Raw genomic sequence first — 21,992 nt, 5'->3', positions numbered from 1 at the left:
AAACAGTAGCATAAAATGCCATTACCAATTAAAGCAGTATAAAATGCTGGCTTTCTCGTCAGTTCAAGGTAGGATAAGGGTTAACACGCCTTTATGACAGTCAGGAATTGACTGTTTCTCTAACGACGCCCCTTTTAGCCTTAAATAGAAAATCCACTTTAATTTCAGCAAATTAATAAAGAATTTTGCGCTAAAGCACATTTCTGTACCAATAAGCTTGCCATTTGACCTGTATCAGCTTTCCCGATAAGTTGGAAATCCGCTGGAAGCTTTCTGGATGAGCAGCCTGCTCATCATATTTATGCAGTAATTGAGATCCCCTCTTCACCGTATTAACCGATGCGAAAAGGACAACAAGGGGGCGAATGCGAGGCGCGCGTATGACACGCAACCCCCGTCGCCACGCTCTTTCTGTGCCCGTGCGCAGCGGTTCGGAAGTGGGGTTCCCGCAGAGCCTGGGGGAGGTTCACGATATGTTGTACGATAAATCCCTTGAGAGGGATAACTGTGGTTTCGGCCTGATCGCCCACATAGAAGGCGAACCTAGCCACAAGGTAGTGCGTACTGCAATACACGCACTGGCCCGCATGCAGCACCGTGGCGCGATTCTCGCCGATGGTAAAACCGGTGACGGTTGCGGCTTGCTGTTACAAAAACCGGATCGCTTTTTTCGCATCGTTGCGCAGGAGCGCGGCTGGCGTTTAGCAAAAAACTACGCCGTCGGGATGCTATTCCTGAATAAAGATCCTGAACTCGCTGCTGCCGCACGCCGCATCGTTGAAGAAGAGCTGCAACGCGAAACGTTGTCGATTGTGGGCTGGCGTGATGTCCCCACTAACGAAGGCGTGCTGGGTGAAATCGCCCTCTCCTCTCTGCCACGCATTGAGCAAATTTTTGTGAACGCCCCGGCAGGCTGGCGTCCGCGCGATATGGAGCGCCGTCTGTTTATCGCCCGCCGCCGCATTGAAAAGCGTCTCGAAGCCGACAAAGACTTCTACGTCTGTAGCCTGTCGAATCTGGTGAACATCTATAAAGGTCTGTGTATGCCGGCGGATCTACCGCGCTTCTACCTGGATCTTGCGGACCTGCGTCTGGAATCGGCCATCTGCCTGTTCCACCAGCGCTTCTCCACTAACACCGTACCGCGCTGGCCGCTGGCGCAGCCGTTCCGCTACCTGGCGCATAACGGTGAAATCAACACCATCACCGGTAACCGCCAATGGGCGCGTGCGCGTACCTATAAATTCCAGACGCCGCTGATCCCTGACCTGCACGACGCCGCGCCGTTCGTCAACGAAACCGGCTCTGACTCCAGTTCGATGGATAACATGCTGGAACTCCTGCTGGCAGGCGGGATGGATATCATCCGTGCCATGCGTCTATTAGTGCCACCTGCCTGGCAGAACAACCCGGATATGGACCCGGAACTGCGCGCCTTCTTTGACTTTAACTCCATGCATATGGAGCCGTGGGATGGCCCGGCAGGCATCGTGATGTCCGATGGTCGTTTTGCCGCCTGTAACCTCGACCGTAACGGTCTGCGTCCGGCGCGCTACGTCATCACCAAAGATAAGCTCATCACCTGCGCCTCTGAAGTCGGTATCTGGGATTATCAGCCTGACGAAGTGGTCGAAAAAGGCCGCGTGGGGCCAGGCGAACTGATGGTTATCGACACCCGCAGTGGGCGCATTCTGCACTCGGCAGAAACTGATGACGATCTGAAAAGCCGCCATCCATATAAAGAGTGGATGGAGAAAAACGTCCGCCGACTGGTACCGTTTGAAGATCTGCCCGATGAAGAAGTGGGTAGCCGCGAACTGGACGACGACACGCTTGCCAGCTACCAGAAACAGTTTAACTACAGCGCGGAAGAGCTGGACTCCGTAATTCGCGTACTGGGCGAAAACGGTCAGGAAGCGGTCGGTTCGATGGGCGACGACACCCCATTCGCCGTGCTCTCCAGTCAGCCGCGCATTATTTACGATTACTTCCGCCAGCAATTTGCCCAAGTCACCAACCCGCCAATCGACCCACTGCGTGAAGCGCATGTTATGTCGCTCGCCACCAGCATCGGGCGTGAAATGAACGTCTTCTGTGAAGCAGAGGGCCAGGCGCACCGTTTAAGTTTTAAATCGCCGATTCTGCTCTACTCCGATTTCAAACAGCTCACGACGATGAAAGAGGAGCACTACCGCGCAGATACACTGGATATCACCTTTGACGTCACTAAAACCACGCTCGAAGCGACGGTCAAAGAGCTGTGCGACAAAGCTGAAAAAATGGTACGTAGCGGCACCGTGTTGCTGGTGCTCTCCGACCGGAATATCGCTAAAGATCGCCTGCCGGTTCCGGCTCCGATGGCGGTTGGCGCGATCCAGACCCGTCTGGTCGATCAAAGCCTGCGTTGCGATGCCAACATCATCGTCGAAACCGCCAGCGCCCGCGATCCGCACCATTTCGCCGTGTTGCTGGGCTTCGGTGCGACGGCTATTTATCCATACCTTGCCTATGAAACGCTGGGCCGCCTGGTAGACACCCATGCGATTGCCAAAGATTATCGTACCGTGATGCTCAACTACCGTAACGGCATCAACAAAGGCTTGTACAAAATCATGTCCAAAATGGGCATCTCCACCATCGCCTCTTACCGCTGCTCGAAACTGTTTGAAGCGGTCGGTCTACACGATGATGTAGTGGGCCTGTGCTTCCAGGGCGCGGTCAGCCGCATTGGCGGGGCAAGCTTTGAAGACTTCCAGCAGGATCTGCTGAATCTGTCGAAACGTGCCTGGCTGGCGCGTAAGCCCATCAGCCAGGGCGGCCTGCTGAAATATGTGCACGGCGGCGAATACCACGCCTACAACCCGGACGTGGTGCGCACGCTGCAACAGGCGGTACAAAGCGGCGAGTATAGCGACTATCAGGAATACGCGAAGCTGGTTAATGAGCGTCCGGCAACCACGCTACGCGATCTGCTGGCAATTACGCCGGGTGAAAACGCAGTCAACATTACCGATGTTGAACCGGCAAGCGAACTGTTTAAACGCTTCGATACCGCTGCGATGTCTATCGGCGCGTTAAGCCCGGAAGCCCACGAGGCGCTGGCGGAAGCGATGAACAGCATCGGCGGTAACTCGAACTCCGGTGAAGGCGGCGAAGATCCGGCGCGCTATGGCACTAACAAAGTGTCGCGCATCAAGCAGGTGGCTTCTGGTCGCTTTGGGGTTACTCCGGCGTATCTGGTCAATGCCGACGTTATTCAGATTAAAGTCGCCCAGGGCGCGAAGCCGGGCGAAGGCGGTCAGTTGCCGGGCGACAAAGTCACTCCTTACATCGCCAAACTGCGCTATTCGGTGCCCGGAGTGACGCTGATCTCCCCGCCGCCGCACCACGATATCTATTCTATCGAGGACTTAGCGCAGCTCATTTTCGACCTCAAGCAGGTTAACCCGAAAGCGATGATCTCCGTGAAGCTGGTGTCCGAACCGGGCGTCGGCACCATCGCGACTGGCGTGGCGAAAGCTTATGCGGACTTGATCACCATCGCAGGCTATGACGGCGGCACCGGCGCAAGTCCGCTTTCATCGGTGAAATACGCAGGCTGTCCGTGGGAACTCGGCCTGGTGGAAACCCAACAGGCGCTGGTTGCTAACGGTCTGCGTCACAAAATTCGTTTGCAGGTCGATGGCGGCCTGAAAACGGGTGTCGATATCATCAAAGCGGCGATTCTCGGCGCAGAAAGCTTCGGCTTCGGCACTGGCCCGATGGTGGCGCTCGGTTGTAAATATCTGCGTATTTGCCACCTGAACAACTGCGCCACGGGTGTAGCAACTCAGGATGACAAACTGCGTAAGAATCACTATCACGGCCTGCCGTTCAAGGTGACGAATTACTTTGAGTTTATCGCCCGAGAAACCCGCGAGCTGATGGCACAGCTGGGCGTAACGCGTCTGGTAGATCTGATTGGTCGTACCGACCTGCTGAAAGAGCTGGACGGCTTCACCGCCAAACAGCAGAAACTGGCACTGTCGAAGCTGCTGGAGACTGCCGAGCCGCATGCTGGTAAGGCACTTTACTGCACCGAAAACAACCCGCCGTTTGATAACGGTCTGCTGAACGCGCAGTTGCTGCAACAGGCAAAACCGTTTGTCGATGAGCGTCAGAGCAAAACCTTCTGGTTCGATATTCGCAACACCGACCGTTCTGTCGGCGCGTCGCTTTCAGGCTATATCGCCCAGACGCACGGCGATCAGGGTCTGGCAGCCGATCCGATCAAAGCGTACTTCAACGGCACCGCAGGCCAGAGCTTCGGCGTGTGGAACGCGGGCGGCGTGGAACTGTACCTGACCGGTGATGCCAACGACTATGTTGGTAAAGGCATGGCGGGCGGCTTAATCGCCATTCGTCCTCCGGTTGGCTCAGCCTTCCGCAGCCATGAAGCAAGCATTATCGGCAACACCTGCCTGTATGGCGCGACCGGTGGTCGTCTGTATGCCGCAGGCCGCGCGGGTGAACGTTTCGGCGTGCGTAACTCCGGTGCTATCACCGTGGTAGAAGGCATTGGCGACAATGGCTGTGAATATATGACAGGCGGTATTGTCTGTATTCTCGGTAAAACCGGCGTTAACTTCGGCGCGGGCATGACCGGCGGCTTCGCTTACGTTCTCGATGAAAGCGGCGATTTCCGCAAACGCGTTAACCCGGAACTGGTGGAAGTATTAAGCGTTGACGATTTGGCGATCCATGAAGAGCATCTGCGTGGACTTATCACCGAGCATGTGCAGCATACCGGTTCCCAGCGTGGTGAAGAGATTCTGGCGAACTGGTCAACCTTCGCCACGAAATTCGCGCTGGTTAAACCGAAGTCCAGTGATGTAAAAGCACTGCTGGGTCACCGTAGTCGTAGCGCAGCAGAGTTGCGCGTGCAGGCGCAGTAAGGGGTAGCAACAATGAGTCAGAATGTTTATCAATTTATCGACCTGCAGCGCGTTGATCCGCCAAAGAAACCGCTGAAGATCCGCAAAATTGAGTTTGTTGAAATTTACGAGCCGTTTTCCGAAGGCCAGGCCAAAGCGCAGGCTGACCGCTGCCTGTCGTGCGGCAACCCATACTGCGAGTGGAAATGCCCGGTACACAACTACATCCCGAACTGGCTGAAGCTCGCCAACGAGGGGCGTATTTTTGAAGCGGCAGAACTGTCGCATCAGACCAATACCCTGCCGGAAGTTTGCGGACGTGTCTGCCCGCAAGACCGTCTGTGCGAAGGCTCCTGCACCCTGAACGATGAGTTCGGCGCAGTGACCATCGGCAACATTGAGCGTTATATCAATGATAAAGCGTTCGAAATGGGCTGGCGTCCGGATATGTCTGGCGTGAAACAGACCGGTAAAAAAGTGGCGATTATCGGCGCAGGCCCGGCGGGTCTGGCGTGTGCAGATGTCCTGACGCGCAACGGCGTAAAAGCAGTCGTCTTCGACCGTCACCCGGAAATTGGCGGCCTGCTGACCTTCGGTATTCCGGCTTTCAAGCTGGAAAAAGAGGTAATGACGCGCCGCCGTGAAATCTTCACCGGCATGGGTATTGAATTCAGACTCAATACCGAAGTGGGCCGCGACGTGCAGATGGACGATCTGCTGAGTGATTACGATGCCGTGTTCCTTGGCGTCGGGACTTATCAGTCAATGCGCGGCGGGCTGGAAAACGAAGACGCCGATGGCGTGTACGCAGCGCTGCCGTTCCTCATCGCCAACACCAAACAGTTAATGGGCTTTGGCGAAACTCGTGAAGAACCGTTCGTCAGCATGGAAGGCAAACGCGTGGTAGTACTTGGCGGTGGCGATACCGCGATGGACTGCGTGCGCACGTCTGTACGCCAGGGGGCGAAGCACGTTACCTGTGCCTATCGTCGTGATGAAGAGAACATGCCAGGTTCCCGCCGCGAAGTGAAAAACGCGCGGGAAGAAGGCGTAGAGTTCAAATTCAACGTCCAGCCACTGGGTATTGAAGTGAATGGTAACGGCAAAGTCAGCGGCGTAAAAATGGTGCGTACCGAAATGGGCGAACCGGACGCCAAAGGCCGTCGCCGCGCGGAGATCGTTGCAGGTTCCGAACATATCGTTCCGGCAGATGCGGTGATCATGGCGTTTGGTTTCCGTCCACACAGCATGGAATGGCTGGCAAAACACAGCGTCGAGCTGGATTCGCAAGGGCGCATTATCGCCCCGGAAGGCAGCGACAACGCTTTCCAGACCAGCAACCCGAAAATCTTTGCTGGCGGCGATATTGTCCGTGGTTCCGACCTGGTAGTAACCGCTATTGCCGAAGGTCGTAAGGCGGCAGACGGCATTATGAACTGGCTGGAAGTTTAAGCTCTGTCCCAGCGCCGCCTCCTCAGAAAAGAGTCGGCGCTGAAATTCTCCTTTCTTTCTAGAAAGCGCCTCGCATAATCTGAAGAAAACCAATGTAATACGCTCATCTGGATTGTTACCGGCAGATGCCCGGCGTATAGCTGATTCCATTATTCAACACAGCGCCATATAAAGGGACAGATAATGGAATCGCTCTCAGAGAGAACCACAGCAGGCTACCAGCAAATCCACGACGGCATTATTCATCTGGTCGATAGCGCCCGGACGGAAACGGTACGTAGTGTTAACGCGTTAATGACCGCGACGTACTGGGAAATTGGCCGACGAATTGTCGAATTTGAACAAGGCGGTGAGGCCAGGGCTGCGTATGGTGCGCAGCTAATCAAGCGACTATCAAAGGATTTAAGTCTAAGGTATAAGCGTGGGTTCTCTGCAAAAAACTTACGCCAAATGAGGCTTTTTTACCTCTTTTTTCAACATGTTGAAATTCGCCAGACAGTGTCTGGCGAATTAACACCATTGGGAATGCCGCAGACACCGTCTGCAGAATTCCCATCGGCAAAGATTTGGCAGACGCTGTCTGCCAAATCTTTCCCCCTGCCCTGGTCCACCTACGTCCGTCTACTTTCCGTTAAAAACGCTGACGCCCGCAGCTTTTATGAAAAAGAGACGCTCCGCTGTGGTTGGTCTGTCCGCCAGCTAGAGCGGCAAATTGCGACCCAATTTTATGAGCGAACACTACTGTCACATGATAAATCAGCCATGCTGCAACAACACGCTCCTGCCGAGATGCATATTCTTCCGCAACAGGCGATACGCGATCCCTTTGTGCTCGAATTTCTGGAGTTGAAAGATGAATACTCAGAATCTGATTTTGAGGAGGCGCTGATCAACCACCTGATGGATTTCATGCTGGAACTTGGGGATGATTTTGCCTTTGTTGGTCGGCAGCGAAGGTTACGCATTGATGACAACTGGTTTCGGGTCGATCTGCTGTTTTTCCACCGCCGTTTACGCTGCCTGCTAATCGTCGATCTAAAAGTGGGCAAATTTAGCTATAGCGATGCCGGACAGATGAATATGTATCTCAACTACGCCAAAGAGCACTGGACGCTACCGGATGAAAATCCGCCCATCGGTCTGATTCTCTGTGCAGAGAAAGGAGTCGGAGAAGCGCATTATGCACTGGCTGGTTTGCCTAACACCGTTCTGGCGAGTGAATATAAGATGCAACTACCTGATGAAAAACGACTCGCGGATGAACTCGTTCGAACACAGGCGGTGCTAGAGGAAGGCTATAGACGCCGATAATTTCAGCAATTTCGAATTCTGCAGACAGTGTCTGCAGAATCTTTAAAACGAACTAAGTTTTAAGCCATTAAATCAGCCTTAACCTTCACTACCACCTTTTTAATCTCACCAGGTTCGCCGACAACGCATCCCGGCTTATGCGGTTCTCCAGGCATAAACACGGCGAACATTCCCGGCTTCAGGATGATGGTTTGCTCATTCTCAATGGCGCTGCAAAGCTGGTAATCATCTTCATGGTGGAACACTTCACACTGACGCGCAGTGCCTGCCATGCCAAACAGGATCCGTTCCTCACCGTTTAATAACAGCTGGATATCAATGTACTGCTCGTGCAATTCCGCTTTTTTCTCGACGGGCGATTGAGTGTTAAACGTCATGACATTCATAAAAATATTGTCGCCCTGTAATTCGTAACGACCCGGCGCTTTTTCTTGCGGTCTGGCAGCTAATGCCAGCGTTAACGCGTCCTGTAACGCAGGATGTAACCCAGCAGACGGTAATGACTGTACTTCACCCATCATCATAATTTTTCTCCCTGGGCCAACAGCGCAGCCCCAAGTAAACCTGCATCATGGCGGTAATGCGCCGCCAGTAAATCAACATGAAATGCCGCTGGCTCCTGCGCCAGATACGTTTCCACCAGCGCCAGATACCCTTCTGCCAGCCCAACGCTGCCACCGACCACCACGCACTGGCAATCAGTTGTGGCTTTAATATCAGCGATCAGCCTTGCAAGCGTACGTGCGGAGCGATGAATCAGCCATTGCGCTTGTTCGTCGCCCTGCCCGGCGCGTGTAAAAATAGTTCTCGCATCCGCGCCCGCCAGTTCACCCTGCGCTGCCGCTGCAATACCGCGACCAGAAGCAATCGCTTCCACGCAACCTGTGCGTCCACAGCCGCAGACTGGACCATGCGGATCGGCAAGCGTATGCCCGATGTGCCCCGCCAGACCTCCAGGGCCGGTAAGCAGTTTGCCGCCGCTCACTACACCGCCGCCGACGCCAGTGGAAACGGTGATAAACACCATCTCGGTTATATCGCCTTCCAGCGCCTGATACTCCGCCCATGCTGCGGCCTGCGCGTCGTTAATGGCAATGGTCGGCAAATCGGTAAGCTGCCCCAGTGTTTTAACTAACGGAAAGTGTAGTAATCCACCGAGATTATGCGGATTTAGCGCCATTAAGCTGCCGTCGCGAATAATTCCGGTTGAAGCGATAGCAACCCGCTGCGCATGAACTTGCAACGGAGAGACTAATGCGGATAAGGCATCACGCAAGGCTTCTGGTGTCTGGCTGGCTGGCGTAGGAAGTTCACGACGATCGCGGATCTGCCCATCAGCGCCAATCAGCGCGGCGGCAAGTTTAGTACCGCCGATATCAATCGCCAGTGTGGTCATAGCACCGCCTTTTTCATCGCTGTGTTGTACCACTGACAAATGTGTTCAAGACGCGTAATGGCAGAACCGACCGTCACCGCCCACGCGCCGTGGCGCATCGCATCTGCCGCCTGAGCAGGCGTGTTGTAACGCCCTTCGGCAATCACCCGACATCCGGCGTCGCTCAACGTTTTCACCAGCGCCAGATCCGGCTCTTCTGGCGTTTCAGGCGTGGTATAGCCAGAAAGCGTAGTGCCAATAATTTCGGCTCCCAGCTTTTGGCATGCCAGGCCGTCTTCCGGCGTTGAGCAGTCGGTCATCGCCAGTAAACCGTGATGGTGGATACGTGCCAGTAGCGTTTCAACAGGCACCGGACGCGGTCGGTCGGTACCGTCAATCGCGATAATGTCCGCGCCCGCCTGCGCCAGCGCATCGACATCTTCAATATAGGCCGTGATGCGTACCGGAGAATCCTCCAGATCGCGTTTCACAATCCCGATAATCGGCACACTCACCACCGCACGCGTGGCTTGCAGATTTGCCACACCTTCAATGCGAATGGCGACCGCACCCGCCTGCTCTGCAGCTAATGCCATGGCAGCGACGATTTCGGGTTTATCGAGCGGGCTGTCAGGGACCGGCTGGCAGGAGACAATCAGGCCACCGTTAGCAGCGATTTTTTGATCCAGTTGTGCAAGTAACGACATACATCTTCCCTTAGCGAAAGGCCCGGTACAGAGACCGGGCAACAGGATTAACTTTTGGTTTTGACTAAATCGTTTTTGGCGCGGCCAAATGGCACGGCACCGCTAAATGGTTTGCCGTCGATAGCGTCATGAGTACGCAATGCTTCCGGGCGCAGCCAACGTTGAACGCGGGAAGGCATATCCAGACCAATCAGCAGGATCACCACAAATGTCAGACTGAACGAGAGCGATGCCAGCGCAGTACCCAAATCCAGACGTTGAGCGATCAACGCGCCGATGATTGGGGCCAGTGCACCGCCCAATGCGCCAACGTTGTAGGTAAAGCCCAAGCCCGCTGCACGCTGGTCGGTATCGAAATAACCGCCAATCAGTTTCGGTAAGATCCCGGCGATCCCTTGTCCAAGCATTTGCTGGAAGAACAGTAACAGACCGAGCACCCAGACGTTTGCGCCGCCAATCGCAAATACCGGAATAATCAGCAGCTGCGAGGCCAGCAGGCTACAAACGTACGCTTTGCGGGTTCCCAGCCAGTCACCGAGGAAGCCACCTACGCAGCATCCCACCGCCGCGCCAAAGCCACTAAAGAACAGCACATTGGCGACAGTATGCGGGTTATAAGCCAGATCGGTTTTCAGATACGTTGGCAGCAGCGCCTGAATCGGCCATGAGTAGAGGAAAGCAAACAACACGACCACCATCAGCATTACGCCCGTTGGCCAGCGTTTGCCCGTACTTTGCACCATAAAGCTGATAAAGATTGCGGCGCATAACAGCCCAAGAACAGCGACGATCGCGGCATTTTGCAGGTTACCGGCGAAACAAAACCACAGCGCAGTAGCCGCCGCCAGTGTCATTACGATATTGGCAATGCGATGTTCACCACGGTAGAGAATATCTACCATCGTGCGTACTGGTGCTTTACCAGCATGTTTCTCTTTCCAGTCTTCCGCTTCCGGGATGTTTTTACGCAGCCAGAGAGCAAAGATGATTGGCAAAATGCCGATAAAGAACAGCGCACGCCAGCCCCAGACCGGAACCACCAGGCTATAGACCTGAGCGGCAACGACGGCCCCCACAGAGAAGCCGGAAATCAGAAAACCACTGGCTTTATTACGCAGATGTTTTGGCCAGCTTTCAATGACATAGGTGGCGCTGGAACCGTATTCACCCGCCATCCCCATGCCGATGACCAGACGAGCGATAAACATGGTGATGTAGCCTGGCGCAAAGCCGCAGGCCAGCGTCCCGGCCGAGAAGAGAACGATGCTGGTGACCATTGCCAGACGACGCCCGTAGCGGTCACCCATAGCGCCGAGCATCAGGCCGCCGAACCAGCGAGAGATAAAGGCTGCGGAGATCAGACTTGCCGCCTGCACCGTCGTCAGCCCGAATTCACCTTGTACTTCGGTGAGTACCAGGGCGATTAAAACGAAATCAAAACCGTCAAGCAGATATCCCAACCAGGCAGCGGAAAATGCCCGCCATTGTGCGCGGTTGAGATGGCGATACCACGGGATATTCTGGATTGTAGTACTCATTGTGAGTCTCCCGCGGTGGGCGATGCCCACACGCTTTGGTATGAAAATTGTAGGGTACAGATGCGTTTATTTCCCCTCACCCGGTAGGGGCGAGCGAGGGGAAACAACTCACCCGCGCTCTTGCATCAACTGCTGGGCCAGCGCCTTCAGTTCTGGCAGATATTTTTCATCTACCGGTCCAAACGGTTTGCGGCACAGCGGCACAGAAACGACATCCATATAATGGAGGACAGTTTTCAGGCCGCGGAATACGCCCGTTTTGATCAGTAAATCAATGACTTTATTGCACTCAGTTTGCAGTTTCTGCGCGGTCTGGATATCGCCTTCTTTCAGCGCCTTAACAATGCCCTGATAACGCCAGCCCATGATGTTGTAGGTACTACCGATACCACCGTCTGCGCCCGCCAGAAGACCAGAGGCGAAGATTTCGTCGTAACCGTTATAGAGCACCAGATCCGGATGTTCACGACGGATCTGCTCCATCTGATAGAGATCGCCAGAGGTCTGTTTCAGCGCACCTACACCAGGCAGCGTAACCAGGGTGTTGATCTGATCCAGAGTCAGTTTTACCCCGCTCAGGGCTGGAATGTTGTACACCACCATCGGCAAACCATCCGCCGAATCAATAATTGCCCGATAGTGATCGCAGTGTTCTTCAAAGCTGAAAGGATAGTAGAACGGCGTGACGGCGGAGACGGCATCGAAGCCATAACGTTTAGCCGATGCCGCAAGTTGTTGGCTTTCAGCAGTGCTGACGCAACCGACGTGAGCGATGAGTTTAATCTTGCCTTTCGCCTCTTCGGCGACGATTTCCAGTACCTGTTCACGCTCGGAAAGGCTTTGTACAAAGGCTTCGCCGGTAGAACCACCCACGTATAAACCGTCGATGCCCTGCTGAATATTGAACTGAACCAGGCGACGCAGACTCGCTTTATCCAGTGCTTGTTGTTGGTCAAAAGGAGTCAGGAGTGCGGCCATTACGCCACGTAAATTCGTTGCCATAAATACCTCTGAAGTGATGCTTGTCTGATAAACGATATACCTTTATACCTGTTATACCAGATCAATTAAGCAACACCCCATACAGAAAGCTTATAATGCGATCTGCTTCACTAAAGTGGCATTATTTCTTTTTGTTGGTGGTCTGACCGAAGGCGTGCCAGGTAGCAGAGACGCTGTTGAGATGCGATTGCAACGCGCGATCGGCTTCATCGGGATCGTGGCGGCGGATCGCGTCAACGATCGCAATATGCTGTTGATAGCTAACGTTGTTATGCTCGTGCAGAGCCTGATCAGCCACGGTTGGACGTGCGGCGATCAGCCAGTCGAGCAGGGCAACGTGGATCGCCATGAAGATTGGGTTACCGGGGATCTCCGCCAGCACGCGGTGGAAATCAACGTCTGAACGAATGAATGCTGCGTTGTTATCCAGCGACTGACTGTTGATTTCCAGTGCTTTTGCCAGCAAATCGATTTGCTCATCGGTGGCGTGTTCAGCCGCATAGCGCACCAGGCTGGATTCAAAGAACAGACGTAATTGTTCGAAATGGGCAATCCCGCCAGGATGAGAAAGGAAATCTTTCGCCATGCCGGAAAGCTCGCCGATGATGGTGTCCGCAGAAGGACGTGAGACGCGAGCGCGTTCGCCGTTGTTTATTTGCACCAGACCTTTGCGTTTTAACGCTGCCAGCGCTTCACGCACCGAAGGACGCCCGACGTTAAAGAACGCCATCAGTTCGCGTTCAGACGGTAATTGTTCACCTTCGCCAAATTCACGACGGCGGATCATCTGTTCCAGCTCTTCTTCCACCATTTCGGAGAGTTTTTTACGCGCCAGCGGGCGGCTACGCAAGTTGCGACCAATTGCAGGTGAAGAATCTTCGGTTTGCGAATCAAATGCGTTCATAAGGCCCATTCTGTAAGGTCAGTGTGATTAACATCATCAGTGACATCCTATCACAGGATTGAAAGTAGGGGAAAATGGCAGGGTTTTCTCTTTGTGCCTCATCATTACCATAATTAACGGAATAATTAACTATTGTGAAAAATTAATGTAACGCAGATAAAAACATCCCGATTGAATTATTTATAAGACTATTCACGAGCATTATGAATATTATGAATGTGTTCTTACAAAATAATCATAAGCGCATATTTTTTAATGAAAAATCACCTCACCTACAATTAAAAACACGACATCCGCACCATAAATGGCCTTGCAAAAAATATAACATCATTGTTTTCAATCTGCCGTTTATGGGATTGACCGTTTTCTTTTGACACGGAGTTCAACAATGTTCGGCATAATTATATCTGGCATCGTATTAATTACGATGGGCTATTTGATCCTGAAAAACTACAAACCTCAGGTGGTGCTGGCTGCCGCAGGTATCTTCCTGATGATGTGCGGTGTCTGGTTAGGGTTCGGTGGTGTGCTCGATCCCGCCAAAAGCAGCGGCTACTTGATCGTCGATATTTATAATGAAATCCTGCGCATGCTGTCCAACCGCATTGCCGGATTGGGGCTGTCGATTATGGCAGTGGGCGGTTATGCCCGCTATATGGAGCGCATAGGGGCAAGTCGCGCGATGGTGAGCTTGTTAAGCCGCCCGTTAAAACTCATTCGCTCGCCGTATATTATTCTGTCGGCAACTTACGTCATCGGCCAAATCATGGCGCAGTTTATTACCAGCGCCTCCGGTCTGGGTATGTTGCTGATGGTCACCTTATTTCCGACGCTGGTGAGTCTGGGAGTAAGTCGCCTCTCTGCAGTGGCGGTTATCGCAACCACGATGTCCATTGAGTGGGGGATTCTGGAAACGAACTCCATTTTTGCTGCCCAGGTCGCAGGAATGAAAATTGCCACTTACTTCTTCCACTACCAGCTTCCGGTCGCCTCTTGCGTCATTATCTCGGTGGCGATCTCCCACTTTTTCGTGCAACGCGCTTTCGACAAAAAAGATAAAAATATCAATCACGAACAGGCAGAGCAAAAAGCTCTCGATAATGTCCCGCCGCTCTATTACGCCATTTTACCGGTGATGCCGTTAATCCTGATGCTCGGCTCGCTGTTCCTTGCCCACGTCGGGCTGATGCAGTCAGAACTGCATCTGGTGGTGGTGATGTTACTGAGTTTGACGGTGACGATGTTTGTTGAGTTCTTCCGCAAGCATAACTTGCGCGAAACAATGGACGATGTGCAGGCGTTTTTTGACGGCATGGGTACGCAGTTTGCCAACGTGGTAACGCTGGTGGTCGCGGGTGAAATATTTGCGAAAGGCTTAACGACGATTGGCACTGTCGATGCGGTAATCAGGGGTGCGGAGCATTCTGGTCTGGGCGGTATTGGCGTGATGATTATTATGGCGCTGGTCATTGCCATTTGTGCCATTGTGATGGGCTCAGGCAATGCGCCGTTTATGTCATTTGCCAGTCTTATTCCGAATATCGCAGCCGGACTACATGTGCCAGCGGTTGTAATGATTATGCCGATGCATTTTGCCACGACGCTAGCGCGCGCGGTTTCGCCGATTACTGCGGTGGTGGTCGTTACGTCAGGAATTGCAGGCGTTTCGCCTTTTGCGGTAGTGAAGCGGACAGCGATCCCCATGGCAGTCGGTTTCGTGGTGAATATGATTGCCACTATCACGCTATTTTATTAAGCGATTAAAAAGACAAAACAGGCCGCCAGGGCCTGTTTTAGTATTACTTCACAACGCGTAATGCTGGTCGACCACCACGTGGTGGCTGCGGTGGTTCATCGTCAGGATGAGTGTCATCATCGTGATCTGGCTTGTCGCCATCAATAACCGACATAACGGTTTCGTTGTCTGCCGATGCCTCTTCATCATTCATGATGCTGGCATCTTCATCGTAGGCAGCTTCAGGTTCAAACATCGTGCCTGCGCCATTTTCACGGGCGTAGATAGCCAGCACGGCAGCCAGCGGCACAGAAACCTGACGCGGAATGCCACCAAAGCGCGCGTTAAAGCGCACCTCATCATTCGCCAGTTCCAGATTGCCGACAGCACGCGGCGCAATGTTGAGTACGATTTGCCCGTCACGCGCATATTCCATAGGAACCTGCACGCCAGGGAGCGTCACATCCACCACCAGGTGCGGCGTGAGCTGGTTATCCAGCAACCACTCATAGAATGCACGCAGCAGATAGGGACGACGTGGTGTTAGCTGTGACAAATCCATACAGATTAACTCCGGCCCAGACGCATTTCACGTTCAGCTTCAGTTAAAGAAGCAAGGAAAGAGTCACGCTCAAAGACGCGGGTCATATAGCCTTTCAGCTCTTTCGCACCTGGACCGCTGAACTCGATACCCAGTTGCGGCAGACGCCACAGCAGCGGAGCAAGGTAGCAATCGACCAGGCTGAATTCATCGCTCAGGAAGTACGGCTTCTGGCCGAAGACCGGCGCAATCGCCAGCAGTTCTTCGCGCAGTTGCTTACGTGCGGCATCTGCTTCAGAAGCTGAACCGTTGATGATGGTGTTCATCAGCGTGTACCAGTCTTTTTCGATGCGATGCATGTACAGACGGCTTTCACCGCGAGCTACCGGGTAAACAGGCATCAGTGGCGGATGCGGGAAACGCTCATCCAGATATTCCATAATGATGCGAGATTCCCACAGGGTCAGCTCACGATCCACCAGGGTCGGAACGCTCTGATTCGGGTTGAGGTCAATCAGATCCTGAGGCGGATTGTCCTTTTCCACGTGTTCGATCTCGAAACTTACACCTTTCTCAGCCAGCACAATGCGGACCTGATGGCTATAGATGTCAGTAGGACCGGAAAACAGCGTCATTACCGAACGTTTGTTGGCAGCGACAGCCATGAAAACCTCCAGGTATAGTCAGAATTTTTACTGCTACCAGCCACCAGGTGGCCAGTCAGAAGTTGTGTTACCCAGTAAGGAACGACTCTCTTTGTTCGAAAATCAAACAAAAAATGAGCAATACCCGACATTTGGGCAGAAAATTGGATGATAGTTTACCAGATTTTGCGACCTTTGTGGTGAGTCGATGCCGGAAATGGGGAAAAAGAGATGCGCTTTAGTCTGAAATAGTTGACTTAGTCCCTTATTGGCGATGTGGTTTTTGTTTTGCCTGTCTGTCAGACGGCAGCAAAAAGCAACTTTCCATTTTTTACGCTGATTCAGAATTTAGCCATAAAAAAACCCGCCGAAGCGGGTTTTTTCGCAAATTGTTTTCTGCCGGAGCAGAAGCCAATTAACGTTTGGAGAACTGCGGACGACGACGTGCTTTACGCAGACCGACTTTCTTACGTTCAACCTGACGAGCGTCACGAGTAACGAAGCCAGCTTTACGCAGTTCAGAACGCAGGGACTCGTCGTATTCCATCAGAGCGCGGGTGATACCGTGACGGATCGCACCAGCCTGACCAGAGATACCACCACCTTTAACGGTGATGTACAGGTCCAGTTTCTCAACCATGTCGACCAGTTCCAGCGGCTGACGAACTACCATGCGGGCAGTTTCACGACCGAAGTACTGTTCCAGAGAACGTTGGTTGATTACGATTTTACCGTTGCCCGGTTTGATGAAAACGCGAGCTGCGGAACTTTTGCGGCGACCAGTGCCGTAGTATTGATTTTCAGCCATTGCCTATAATCCCGATTAGATGTCAAGAACTTGCGGTTGCTGTGCCGCGTGGTTGTGCTCGTTACCCGCGTAAACTTTCAGTTTACGGAACATAGCACGACCCAGCGGGCCTTTTGGCAACATGCCTTTAACCGCGATTTCAATCACACGCTCAGGACGGCGAGCAATCATCTCTTCAAAGGTCGCTTGTTTGATACCACCGATGTGGCCGGTGTGGTGATAGTACACTTTGTCAGTACGCTTGTTGCCGGTTACAGCAACTTTGTCAGCGTTCAGAACGATGATGTAATCACCGGTATCTACGTGCGGAGTGTATTCCGCTTTGTGCTTACCGCGCAGGCGACGAGCCAGTTCAGTAGCCAGACGGCCCAGAGTTTTACCGGTCGCGTCAACAACATACCAGTCGCGTTTTACGGTTTCTGGTTTAGCTGTAAAAGTTTTCATTAAAAGCTTACCCAATAAATAGTTACACGTTGGTGAACACCCAAACGTCTTCAATTGTTGAGGTTCACACGACAAAGTCCGGCAAACCTACCCCTTCGAATAGCCTATGCCAGCACACAAAAAGTTTTGGGAAAAAAACTTTCTTGTAACGTGGGGTCGCAGGATTATAGAGAAGTCGGGGTCAAAGATCGACCCCTTTTTGTGATTTGTGGCAGGTTTTAACCCGCTAAATGCTCGCGCTTCAGATACTCTTCGCTTTGCATCTCTTGCAGACGTGACAGGCAACGCTGGAACTCAAACTTCAGCCGATCGCCCTGATAAATTTCATACAGCGGCACTTCTGCACTCACCACTAATTTGACATGGCGCTCGTAAAACTCATCCACCAGCGCAATAAAGCGCCGCGCTTCGCTCTCCATCAACCGCGTCATAACTGGTACATCAAACAACATGACCGTGTGAAAGAGGCGTGAGAGCGCAATATAGTCATGCTGACTGCGGGCGTCGACGCACAGCGTAGTAAAAGAGACCGCCAGCGTCTGGTTCTCGACGCCCATTGTCGCCAATGGCCGATGGTTGATTTCTAATGTCGGTGAATTTTCTCGTTTCGCCCCCGCCAGCGCCAACCATAGTTTATCCATTTGCGCCCGGGTTTCATCGTTGAGGGGTGAAAGCCACAGATGCGCCTGAGTGAGTGTACGCAGTCGATAATCAACACCAGCGTCCACGTTCATTACATCACAATGCTGTTTAATGGCATCGATTGCAGGCAAAAAACGCGCACGTTGTAGGCCATTTCGATAAAGTTCGTCCGGCGGAATATTTGACGTCGCTACCAGGGTAATACCGCGGGCGAACAGGGCTTTCATCAGACCGCCAAGTAGCATGGCATCGGTAATATCAGAAACAAAAAATTCGTCAAAACAGAGCACGTCAGTTTCGGCTTTAAAGCGATCGGCAATAATTTCCAGCGGATCGCTTTGGCCTTGTAATTCGGTCAGCTCTTCGTGCACCCGCAGCATAAAACGGTGAAAGTGCAGACGCTGTTTCCGCTCTCCCGGCAGGCTTTGATAGAAAAGGTCCATCAGCCAGGTTTTCCCGCGTCCTACACCGCCCCACATATATAAGCCACGCACTGGCGTATGCTTTGTGTCTTCGCGTTTACCCCACAGCTTACCGACCCGCGCCATTAGCCCACTCGTCCTGGGGGCTGGAGGCGTGCTATTGATGAGTTCCTGATAAATAATTTCCAGGCAGCTGACGGCCTCTTTTTGAACGTCGTCGGGTTGATGGCTGCCTTCATTGAGCGCCTTCAGGTATTGCGATGTTGGGGTAACGCTTTGCATGATCTTATTGTTATTCCTTGAATAATCGGTGCGCCGTTGTTCACGGTTGACGAAAAAAAGGCCGTTCTACACTACGCGATATGCAGTCGGGATTCCACTTCTGTGGAATTAACGGTTATAGTGGCATAATCAGCCGCAGGCATGGAGCCTGAAGCCAACACCCTACGGAAACAAAAGACAACGGGAGATGTTCATGACCTGGGAATATGCGCTAATTGGGTTAGTCGTCGGCATCATTATTGGTGCTGTGGCCATGCGTTTTGGTAATCGTAAACTACGCCAGCAACAGGCGTTGCAGTACGAACTGGAAAAGAATAAAGCTGAACTGGACGAGTATCGCGAAGAGCTGGTTAGCCACTTTGCCCGCAGCGCGGAATTACTGGATACCATGGCGCACGACTATCGCCAGCTGTATCAACACATGGCGAAAAGCTCCAGCAGCCTGCTGCCGGAACTGTCTGCTGAAGCAAACCCGTTCCGTAATCGTCTGGCAGAGTCTGAAGCCAGTAACGATCAGGCACCGGTGCAGATGCCTCGCGACTATTCTGAAGGCGCATCCGGCCTGCTGCGTACTGGCGCGAAGCGCGACTAATTTATTTTTCGGGCGCAGCCATTGCGCCCTCCTCTTCTCTCCCTCCCCGACTATCATTTAATCTGGTGTCTCATTGTTAGCCGTCTGAAAATTCAATAACATCAAACTGTTTTGAATCTCTTTTCTTATCATTCAGGTACGAGAGCAGGAATAATGAAAAAACAAACCCAGCTGTTGAGTGCATTAGCGTTAAGTGTCGGGTTAACTCTCTCGGCGTCTTTTCAGGCCGTTGCGTCGATTCCAGGCCAGGTTGCCGATCAGGCCCCTCTCCCCAGTCTGGCCCCAATGCTGGAAAAAGTGCTTCCGGCAGTGGTGAGCGTACGGGTGGAAGGAACGGCCAGTCAGGGACAGAAAATCCCGGAAGAATTCAAAAAGTTTTTTGGTGATGATTTACCGGATCAACCTGCACAACCCTTCGAAGGTTTAGGCTCCGGTGTCATCATCAACGCCAGTAAAGGCTATGTGCTGACTAACAACCATGTGATTAATCAAGCACAGAAAATCAGTATTCAGCTCAATGATGGGCGCGAGTTTGATGCAAAACTGATTGGTAGCGATGACCAGAGCGATATCGCCCTGTTGCAAATTCAAAACCCGAGCAAATTAACGCAAATCGCTATTGCCGACTCCGATAAATTGCGCGTCGGTGATTTTGCCGTGGCGGTCGGTAACCCATTTGGCCTTGGGCAAACCGCCACCTCTGGCATTGTTTCCGCATTAGGCCGCAGCGGGTTGAATCTTGAAGGTCTGGAAAACTTTATCCAGACAGATGCTTCCATTAACCGCGGTAACTCCGGCGGTGCACTGTTAAACCTTAACGGTGAGTTAATTGGCATCAACACGGCAATCCTTGCGCCTGGCGGCGGGAGCGTCGGGATTGGATTTGCCATCCCCAGTAATATGGCGCGAACACTGGCGCAGCAGCTTATCGACTTTGGTGAAATCAAACGCGGTCTGTTAGGCATCAAAGGCACAGAGATGAGTGCCGATATCGCCAAAGCCTTCAACCTTGACGTGCAGCGTGGCGCGTTTGTCAGCGAAGTGTTGCCAGGTTCTGGCTCGGCAAAAGCGGGCGTCAAAGCGGGCGATATTATTACCAGCCTCAACGGCAAACCGCTGAATAGCTTTGCTGAGTTGCGCTCTCGTATCGCAACCACCGAGCCGGGCACGAAAGTGAAGCTTGGCCTGCTGCGTAACGGCAAACCACTGGAAGTAGAAGTGACGCTCGATACCAGCACCTCTTCGTCGGCCAGCGCTGAAATGATCACGCCAGCGCTGGAAGGTGCAACGTTGAGCGATGGTCAGCTAAAAGATGGCGGCAAAGGTATTAAAATCGATGAAGTTGTCAAAGGAAGCCCAGCTGCTCAGGCTGGCTTGCAAAAAGACGATGTGATCATTGGCGTCAACCGCGATCGGGTGAACTCGATTGCTGAAATGCGTAAAGTGCTGGCGGCAAAACCGGCCATCATCGCCCTGCAAATTGTACGCGGCAATGAAAGCATCTATCTGCTGATGCGTTAATGTCGTAAACCGGGCATCAGGCTGACGTGTGATGTCCGGTTAACTCGTGGTATGCTGCTGCCGTTCCCTTTTTTAATGACGCCTCCATCATGTTTGTGAAGCTCTTACGTTCCGTTGCGATTGGATTAATTGTCGGCGCTATTCTGCTGGTTGCCATGCCTTCGCTGCGCAGCCTTAACCCGCTTTCCACTCCGCAATTTGACAGTACCGATGAGACGCCTGCCAGCTATAATCTGGCGGTTCGCCGCGCCGCGCCAGCGGTGGTTAACGTTTACAACCGTGGTTTGAACACCAACTCTCACAACCAGCTTGAGATCCGCACCCTGGGATCCGGTGTAATCATGGATCAACGCGGTTATATCATCACCAATAAACACGTCATCAACGACGCCGATCAGATCATCGTCGCCTTACAGGATGGACGTGTATTTGAAGCATTGCTGGTGGGATCTGACTCTCTAACCGATCTGGCGGTACTTAAAATTAATGCCACTGGCGGTTTACCTACCATTCCAATCAATGCACGTCGCGTACCGCACATTGGCGACGTGGTACTGGCGATCGGTAACCCGTACAACCTCGGGCAGACCATTACCCAGGGGATTATTAGTGCCACGGGTCGAATCGGTCTGAACCCGACCGGGCGGCAAAACTTCCTGCAAACAGATGCTTCCATTAACCACGGTAACTCTGGCGGCGCGCTGGTGAACTCGCTGGGCGAACTGATGGGCATTAACACGCTGTCGTTTGATAAGAGTAACGATGGCGAAACGCCGGAAGGTATCGGCTTTGCGATTCCTTTCCAGTTAGCAACCAAAATTATGGATAAACTGATCCGCGATGGTCGCGTGATCCGCGGCTACATTGGTATCGGCGGACGTGAGATCGCACCACTGCACGCGCAGGGCGGTGGTATAGATCAACTGCAAGGGATCGTGGTTAATGAAGTGTCACCTGACGGCCCGGCGGCGAATGCGGGTATTCAGGTCAACGATTTGATTATTTCGGTGGATAACAAACCGGCCATCTCTGCTCTGGAGACGATGGATCAGGTGGCGGAAATTCGCCCTGGCTCGGTGATCCCGGTTGTAGTGATGCGTGATGATAAGCAGTTAACGCTGCAGGTCACCATTCAGGAATATCCGGCAACCAATTAAGT

General features: G+C 52.8%; 18 protein-coding genes. 7 read left to right on the top strand and 11 right to left on the bottom strand.

All coding sequences use genetic code 11. The features are described 5' to 3' along the window. The first annotated feature begins 473 nt into the window (after positions 1-473). The 3 genes from gltB to ACK8NJ_RS02520 all read left to right on the top strand — a co-directional run bounded on the left by gltB (position 474) and on the right by ACK8NJ_RS02520 (position 7,676). Complete coding sequence (gene gltB, locus ACK8NJ_RS02530) at positions 474-4,934, top strand: glutamate synthase large subunit (protein WP_411962502.1); 4,461 nt, start codon at positions 474-476, stop codon at positions 4,932-4,934. A 12-nt stretch (positions 4,935-4,946) separates the two neighbouring features. Beyond that, the gene (gene gltD / locus ACK8NJ_RS02525) at positions 4,947-6,365 is read left to right on the top strand and encodes a glutamate synthase subunit GltD (protein ID WP_247839816.1); all 1,419 of its coding nucleotides are present in this window, start codon (positions 4,947-4,949) and stop codon (positions 6,363-6,365) included. Positions 6,366-6,548: 183 nt separating this feature from the next. Beyond that, the gene (locus ACK8NJ_RS02520; protein ID WP_000445164.1) at positions 6,549-7,676 is read left to right on the top strand and encodes a PDDEXK nuclease domain-containing protein; all 1,128 of its coding nucleotides are present in this window, start codon (positions 6,549-6,551) and stop codon (positions 7,674-7,676) included. Positions 7,677-7,735: 59 nt separating this feature from the next. Here ACK8NJ_RS02520 and nanQ read toward each other — a convergent pair whose 3' ends face one another. The 6 genes from nanQ to nanR all read right to left on the bottom strand — a co-directional run bounded on the left by nanQ (position 7,736) and on the right by nanR (position 13,211). Further along, on the bottom strand, positions 7,736-8,200 hold the full coding sequence (nanQ, locus tag ACK8NJ_RS02515; RefSeq protein WP_269566518.1) for an N-acetylneuraminate anomerase: 465 nt from the start codon (positions 8,198-8,200) through the stop codon (positions 7,736-7,738). Then, positions 8,197-9,072, bottom strand: coding sequence for an N-acetylmannosamine kinase (gene nanK, locus ACK8NJ_RS02510; RefSeq protein ID WP_000209040.1), 876 nt, complete (start codon positions 9,070-9,072; stop codon positions 8,197-8,199). The genes nanQ and nanK overlap by 4 nt, the downstream gene beginning before the upstream one ends. Further along, positions 9,069-9,758 carry an N-acetylmannosamine-6-phosphate 2-epimerase gene (locus ACK8NJ_RS02505; RefSeq protein WP_000054239.1) on the bottom strand — a complete coding sequence of 230 codons (690 nt, stop codon included), beginning with the start codon at positions 9,756-9,758 and terminating at the stop codon, positions 9,069-9,071. Before ACK8NJ_RS02505 ends, nanK begins: the two co-directional genes overlap by 4 nt. A 47-nt stretch (positions 9,759-9,805) precedes the next feature. Continuing rightward, positions 9,806-11,296 (bottom strand): sialic acid transporter NanT, encoded by a 1,491-nt coding sequence (nanT, locus tag ACK8NJ_RS02500; RefSeq protein ID WP_000108262.1) that lies wholly within the window; start codon positions 11,294-11,296, stop codon positions 9,806-9,808. A gap of 108 nt (positions 11,297-11,404) precedes the next feature. Continuing rightward, positions 11,405-12,298: an N-acetylneuraminate lyase gene (gene nanA / locus ACK8NJ_RS02495; RefSeq protein ID WP_000224714.1), complete on the bottom strand. Its 894-nt coding sequence runs from the start codon at positions 12,296-12,298 to the stop codon at positions 11,405-11,407. Between the two features lie 121 nt (positions 12,299-12,419). Beyond that, on the bottom strand, positions 12,420-13,211 hold the full coding sequence (gene nanR, locus ACK8NJ_RS02490; protein ID WP_000523844.1) for a transcriptional regulator NanR: 792 nt from the start codon (positions 13,209-13,211) through the stop codon (positions 12,420-12,422). A gap of 379 nt (positions 13,212-13,590) precedes the next feature. Here nanR and dcuC point away from each other — a divergent pair, with 379 nt between their 5' ends. Further along, positions 13,591-14,958, top strand: a complete 1,368-nt coding sequence (dcuC, locus tag ACK8NJ_RS02485) for an anaerobic C4-dicarboxylate transporter DcuC (RefSeq protein WP_001560000.1) — start codon at positions 13,591-13,593, stop codon at positions 14,956-14,958. A 43-nt stretch (positions 14,959-15,001) separates the two neighbouring features. Here the strand turns inward: dcuC and sspB are convergent, their stop codons facing one another. From sspB to zapE, 5 genes are all read right to left on the bottom strand, one after another. Next, entirely contained in the window at positions 15,002-15,499 is a 498-nt protein-coding gene (gene sspB / locus ACK8NJ_RS02480; protein ID WP_000366126.1) for a ClpXP protease specificity-enhancing factor, read from the bottom strand. A 5-nt stretch (positions 15,500-15,504) separates the two neighbouring features. Next, positions 15,505-16,143 carry a stringent starvation protein SspA gene (gene sspA, locus ACK8NJ_RS02475; protein WP_000257293.1) on the bottom strand — a complete coding sequence of 213 codons (639 nt, stop codon included), beginning with the start codon at positions 16,141-16,143 and terminating at the stop codon, positions 15,505-15,507. 394 nt (positions 16,144-16,537) lie between these two features. After that, entirely contained in the window at positions 16,538-16,930 is a 393-nt protein-coding gene (rpsI, locus tag ACK8NJ_RS02470; RefSeq protein ID WP_000829818.1) for a 30S ribosomal protein S9, read from the bottom strand. Between the two features lie 15 nt (positions 16,931-16,945). Beyond that, positions 16,946-17,374, bottom strand: coding sequence for a 50S ribosomal protein L13 (gene rplM, locus ACK8NJ_RS02465; RefSeq protein WP_000847559.1), 429 nt, complete (start codon positions 17,372-17,374; stop codon positions 16,946-16,948). 218 nt (positions 17,375-17,592) lie between these two features. Then, a complete protein-coding gene (zapE, locus tag ACK8NJ_RS02460; RefSeq protein WP_001560001.1) occupies positions 17,593-18,720 on the bottom strand; it encodes a cell division protein ZapE in 1,128 nt (375 codons plus the stop codon). A gap of 193 nt (positions 18,721-18,913) precedes the next feature. On the opposite strand from zapE, the gene zapG reads away from it, so the two are divergent. The 3 genes from zapG (at position 18,914) to degS (ending at position 21,990) form a co-directional block, all read left to right on the top strand. Then, positions 18,914-19,312 carry a Z-ring associated protein ZapG gene (gene zapG, locus ACK8NJ_RS02455; protein ID WP_001295270.1) on the top strand — a complete coding sequence of 133 codons (399 nt, stop codon included), beginning with the start codon at positions 18,914-18,916 and terminating at the stop codon, positions 19,310-19,312. A gap of 153 nt (positions 19,313-19,465) precedes the next feature. After that, entirely contained in the window at positions 19,466-20,833 is a 1,368-nt protein-coding gene (gene degQ, locus ACK8NJ_RS02450; RefSeq protein WP_001295271.1) for a serine endoprotease DegQ, read from the top strand. Between the two features lie 89 nt (positions 20,834-20,922). Next, a complete protein-coding gene (gene degS / locus ACK8NJ_RS02445; protein WP_000497723.1) occupies positions 20,923-21,990 on the top strand; it encodes an outer membrane-stress sensor serine endopeptidase DegS in 1,068 nt (355 codons plus the stop codon). Positions 21,991-21,992 lie beyond the last annotated feature (2 nt).

It is taken from the genome of Escherichia sp. F1 (assembly GCF_046764225.1).
Classification (GTDB): Bacteria; Pseudomonadota; Gammaproteobacteria; order Enterobacterales; family Enterobacteriaceae; genus Escherichia; species Escherichia coli.
This window is presented reverse-complemented; position numbering and strand designations above follow the sequence as displayed.